Annotated in this window: 1 protein-coding gene; it reads right to left on the bottom strand. The window is 50.8% G+C overall.

What is annotated here, in order from left to right; translation table 11 throughout:
- Positions 1-274: 274 nt before the first annotated feature.
- On the bottom strand, positions 275-5,101 hold the full coding sequence (locus tag HWQ67_RS12055; RefSeq protein WP_218252939.1) for an InlB B-repeat-containing protein: 4,827 nt from the start codon (positions 5,099-5,101) through the stop codon (positions 275-277).
- Between the last annotated feature and the right edge of the window lie 401 nt (positions 5,102-5,502).

The following is a 5,502-nucleotide window of genomic DNA, read 5'->3' as shown; positions in this document are numbered from 1 at the left end:
ACACAGATGGGCGCAAAATACCATTTCTTGTCATTCCCGTGAAAACGGGAATCCATTTTAAAAAACCGCATAAAAAGCCAGTTAATAAAAAAGTGCAAAAGTATAGATACAAGATAAGCGGCATTTTTATGGGGTCAAGGGGGCTTCTTCGTGGCCGGGGCGGGTGCGACAATTGAGCCCGGGGCGGCTCGCCCCCCGCTGCGACAAGATTGCGCCTCACCCCTCTTGTTGTGGGTGAGGGCTGAGGGGGGACAGCGCCCCCCCTTTTTCATCTTTACCTCTCTAACCAGTGGATGATTCTGCTGCCTGTGCCGGTCTTCGTTATTGGTGGCGGATTGGGAGGCGGCATACCCGCACTGGGAGGGGTGGAGAGCAGACCAGGGGAACTGGCAAAGGCAGTTTGCAGGTTGACCTGATTTATAGCCGCCGTGGAGAGCTGTAACAACAACGTCCCCTGGATATTGGTCGTGTTGACCGTTTTACCTGAGCACGTGGTATTGGTGACAGCCCCACCGGTTGCACAATTAAAGCCCCATACACGAGAGCTACCTGAGAACGAGCAGATATCATCGGATGGTTTTGCCGTTACAAACATCACATAGTTAGCCCCTGTGGTTACCGGATCGGTTACGCCACGCTCCATATAGTACGGAGATTGTATCGGGTCCAGTGACCTGTACCATGCCGCACTTGCATAGGAGGACGTTGAGAGATTGGTGCATACGGTCGTGGCCGATGATACGGAAGTCGTACCGGTAGCGCCTACTGTAATGCTTGTAGGGTTGCAGGAGTTGAGATAGTTGCACATAAGCGGGACTCCTGCCACTATATCTGACTTCAACGTTGTCGGTCCGGCGCTTGTATTGTACATCTCGGTTGATGAGAAATATCTGCCTGAGGTGAAGTACAGATAGTACTTATCGAAACACTTGTCAGTAGCAACCTTTGCCGTAATCGGAAAGCCGTCCGGGTCTGTAAAGGCAACATAGTTCTTGTCATATACCCAGAGTGTTGGGTCGGTGCCATTGATGTATAACTTTACAACACCGCCACCCCATTGAGGATAACCACCCGAAGTGCTCAGGTACTTGGAATAGCCAAAGAACACGAAGTCCGTGTTGCCGTCTTCGTTCATGTCAAGTCCCTTTGTGAACAACCTGCCTCCAAAGCTGTTGGCATAAGAGGCTCCCAGGTCTTTGGTATAGACCGTGTCGATAGTGTCATCTGCCTGCTTGAGCTTCAGGACAAACACCTTGAGGTTCTGGTTGGCTGAACCGTCATAGCCATTGGGGCCTGACAAGAAGATCACGAACCTGGTGTTTTGGTAGTTTACCAATGCCGGGCCTGAGTAGCTGAACTTGAGTGCCGGGTCGGTGAACTCCCACAGCAGTTTGGGGTTATTGGGGTCCTTGACGTCCAGGGCAAAGTACGACGACATCCCTACGCACGAGGCCAAGGTTGGGTCAGCGCACGTGTCTGAGGGTGGATTAACGGTTGACGTTCCGCCGCAGCCTCCGCCGAGCCTCATGCCGCCTATAATGATGCGCTTGCTGCCGTACTGATACAGGTATGGGCTGAGGTCTACCATGTAGGAGTGACAGTAGTTGGGGTCGGCATAGAATCTCAGATACGGAAGGGCGTTCTGGGGTATAAACGACCACAGCTCTTCTCCCATGACAATGGCGTCTTTGGTACCAACGGTAAGTTGGGCCTTCTGGGTGCCGGAGAGGCCTGTGGAGCTTAACTTCCCGATCTTGAAGGCGTGCAACATACCGTCGTTGGCGCCTACGTAGGCAACGCTGTAATCGCTGTAAAGGTTGTCATACTTTACGATCTGAGGTGTTGAGTGTATGATATCGCCCATTTTCCACGTCCCTGTCACTGCGGGATCGACGGGGTTTGTCAGCGGCAGGGTCCTGGTTCTGTATTCCGAGTAGTCGGTACCGATAACGTAGTCAATCAGCCTGTCTGCCTGCGCTGTATCAGCGGCATCTACAACGCTATCACTGTTGAGGTCTCCACCGAGGTAGCTGCTGAAGCAGCCCTTGTTGGCCGTTGTGAAGGTTACAAAGTTGCCCCCGCTACAGGTGGAACCGGCAGTTGTCTTGGGATACGTGGTGTTGCTGTCGTTTACAAATATCTTTCTTGTGGCAGGCACCCTCTTAAACAGTACCTTTCCGGCTTCCCATATGAGTTTTACATCGTCAAGGGTCTTGTCTGCAAGGGTAACATCACCATCTCCGTCTCCGTCTGTATCGCTCCAGCTATGAACTACCAGTTGGTCGTTGACGAAGTCAAAGCTGACGATATTGTCAGAGGTCAGGTTAAGGATACTGTCGTTTACGGTGTCCTCCCGGATATTGCCGATATTGGCCGTGGCGTCTTCGTAGAACCAGAAGTTGTTGAGATAGCCGAGCCACGAGCGGGTTATCGTACTTGAGGGGCTGGTGATATTAAATAGCTTGTTGGGGTAAAACACCGCCTGGAGGATGTTGGCGCCTTCCCTGGATTTCTCACCCAACACGGAGGCTGCCGTTCCCGATGCCGCCTTTGCCGATATGGCCAGAAACGCAGACCTCAGGGCGTTTTGTAACGCCGCGGCATTGCTTGCGTCCTGATAGGTGCCGCCACCGTTTGTTGCCGTATTCTGCAACAGGACAACAGGGCTACACTCATCCGTGGCGCCGTTGTCCTCGCCGGTGAAGACCGTGTAGGTGGTGATGGTGTCTGCCGCCTTTACCGGTGTCTGTGTAAGGTTTGTAATCTTCTTGTGTTTGGCCAGCCACGACATGTCGTCGAGGTACTTGCTACCGCTGTAGGACAGGCAGGTGTTGTCGGAGTCGTTATCGCCATCGGGGCTGCTTGCAGGGTTGACCAGGGTAGTCACGGTTGCGTTTTTGTCTGCCGTAGAGACGCCATCGGTGACGATTAGTATGTTGTTCTGCCTGCATGTGTAGTTTACTGGCGGATTAGTGGTGTTGAAGTCAGCGGTGTTAAGGCGCATGGCTGTGTTGCTTGCGAAATAGCCTATTGCGTTATAGAAGGACTCCGAATAAGGCGTCCATGTAGATGCCCTGATGGCGTTTATGCTGTCAATTAGGGGTTGTTTGGCCGCATTGAGGGTGGCCTGGTCGTCGCTTGGTTCGATGTAGGAGACGATCTTGCCCCCGTCGTAGTTTGTCCCTGAGGGGCAGGCTATTTGGGATGCTGTTGCGCCTGCCACGCACTCTGTGGCAGAGCCGTCCGTGTTAAACACCATGACGCCGAACTTTATCAGGTTGTAGAAGTCGTGGATAAGCCCGGTTGGTGCCGATGACTTATTGAGCCTGGACTGATACGTCTTTACCGGGTTACCAAGCTGCGTCAACACCCCGCCGTTCATAAAAAAGGACGGCATCGAAGATGAACGGGTCGTGCTGCCACCTATCAGATCAATCCCCGTTGGGTCCACCACGTTGTTGTACAGCATACCGTTGCAGTAGTTGACGATTCCTTGATTAACACAGTCTTTACAGGCTGAGGGTACGGGATTAGCGCCAACGACACAAGTACCACCGCTGTAACAATCGCCAACGTAGTGTGTTGTAGTACCTGAGCCATTTGGGCTTATGGCACAGATGGAGGCCAGGGTGTTGGCATTGGCATAGGTAGGCGGAATGTTTATTGGTATAATCGAGCCATAGTAGCCTTCACAGTCGCCTGCCATCCTTGTGGCATCTCCATTGCCCATATCTGAGAACAAACATGCCGGAGAGCTGCACCCCCAACACGACTGCGTCACGTGATTAAATATGGGTCGTGTCTTATCTGCGCCATTAGTGGGGTCATTGAAGCAATCAAGTATGGCTTGTTTGGCCTGACCAAAGCTGCCGCCATTGAGCCAGTAATCAACGGCCTTCATACAATCAGTGCTGCCAAATGTTGCATCCTTTTGAAATATATCAATCCTTGTTGTTCCGCCGTCCGAACTTCCAAAGTCCGGATACTTTCCATTACCCGGGCCACGTACACCAAAGGTTACGAAGTTTGAACCCTGGTTGGTTTCCTTTAGATACCTCATGGCATTCCAGCCCCTTGTCTCGCCGATGAGTTTTTGGTAGCTGCTGTCGTACTTGCCTCCGGTGAGCACCAGTTTTTGGACGTCCATCTTGGAAATAGACAGCCAGTTCAGGAAATTACCGCTCGCCCTGAAGGTTGTAACATCAGTCCCGTCAGCGTTGTATGTAAGACACAGGTAACTCGTATTGATGTATGTACATGCCGCATCTGGCAAGGTGCCTGCGTAGGTTGTGAAATACGAGCAATTACCATCGTTTGTGTAGGTTGTCCCGTTAGTTGCCTCATACAACTGTGTTGAGGTGTAGTAGCCATAATATGTTGTTGCGTCGTCATACGAGTTGTCATAGCCCGGATATATTCCCGTCAGGGGGTTCGAGTTGTATGACGTGGTGCTGTAGTAGGCGGGGTCATACATACTGAAGGAGTTATCCAGTATTAGCAACAGGTTTGGTTTTAACGTCTGTGGCATAAACGGTGGAGATGCGCAATATGTAGTGGTTGAGCTTATAGGCACTGGGGTTGAAGTAGGTGTAGGTGTGCTGGTTGGTGCTGCCGTCGGACAAATGCTCGGTACAGGGGTTGGTGTCGGTGTAGGAGTCGGAGTTGCTGTTGGAGTTGGTGTCGGGCTGCCTGTAGCAGTTGGCGTCGGTGTTGGTGTAGGAGTGGGAGTCGGTGTTGCAGCCAATGCAAAAGTAGCCGTACATGCCCTGGCTACATCAAGAGTAACGGTAGCTGTGGTTGCAGTCCCTGAACAGTCTCCGGACCAGCTTGAAAAAACGTATCCGACTGCCGGAGTTGCGGTCAGGGTTACGACAGTATTGTTGGGATAATTGTATGAGCAAGTACCTCCACAGTTAATGCCGGAGGGTGAGCCAACTACAGTACCGGCCGCTGACAATGGTGACTTGGTTATAGTCAACCACTTGGCGGCCTCACTTACGGCCGGAAAGACAATGCCGATCATTAACAGTATCACACCGATCCATAGCGTCATGGCGGCTATGGGACGCCTTCGTTTTTGATATCCACAATCCTCTAACATTTAACGTGTCCTCCTATGTTACATTGCAATTGTTTATAATTTTCTACCATGCCTATATGCTAACATATCTGCGTGAAAAAATCGTGAATGTTGTAGGAATTTTTTTTTTGAAGGTAGGGATATCCTCTTGCCGTTACTACCTGTAAGCCTGTCCTCTTGTCTCAATAGTTTTTATTCTCACAGTTTTAATATCTTCATGTATACCATAAATTATCCTTAAATTACCAAGCCTGAATCGATACATATGCGCCAACTCACCATGCAGTTTTTTTATGTGCATTATGATAGTAAGCTATGGTTTCGCACTTTCTGGATTCCTGCTTACGCAGGAATGACACAGATGGGCGCAAAATACCATTTCTTGTCATTCCCGTGAAAACGGGAATCCATTTTAAAAAACC

Source organism: Candidatus Magnetobacterium casense (assembly GCF_019173545.1).
GTDB classification, from domain to species: Bacteria; Nitrospirota; Thermodesulfovibrionia; order Thermodesulfovibrionales; family Magnetobacteriaceae; genus Magnetobacterium; species Magnetobacterium cryptolimnobacter.
This window is presented reverse-complemented; position numbering and strand designations above follow the sequence as displayed.

Excerpts from the sequence above, each read along its gene's own strand:
- HWQ67_RS12055 (WP_218252939.1), bottom strand. The coding sequence starts at position 5,101 with ATGTTAGAGGATTGTGGATATCAAAAACGAAGGCGTCCCATAGCCGCC.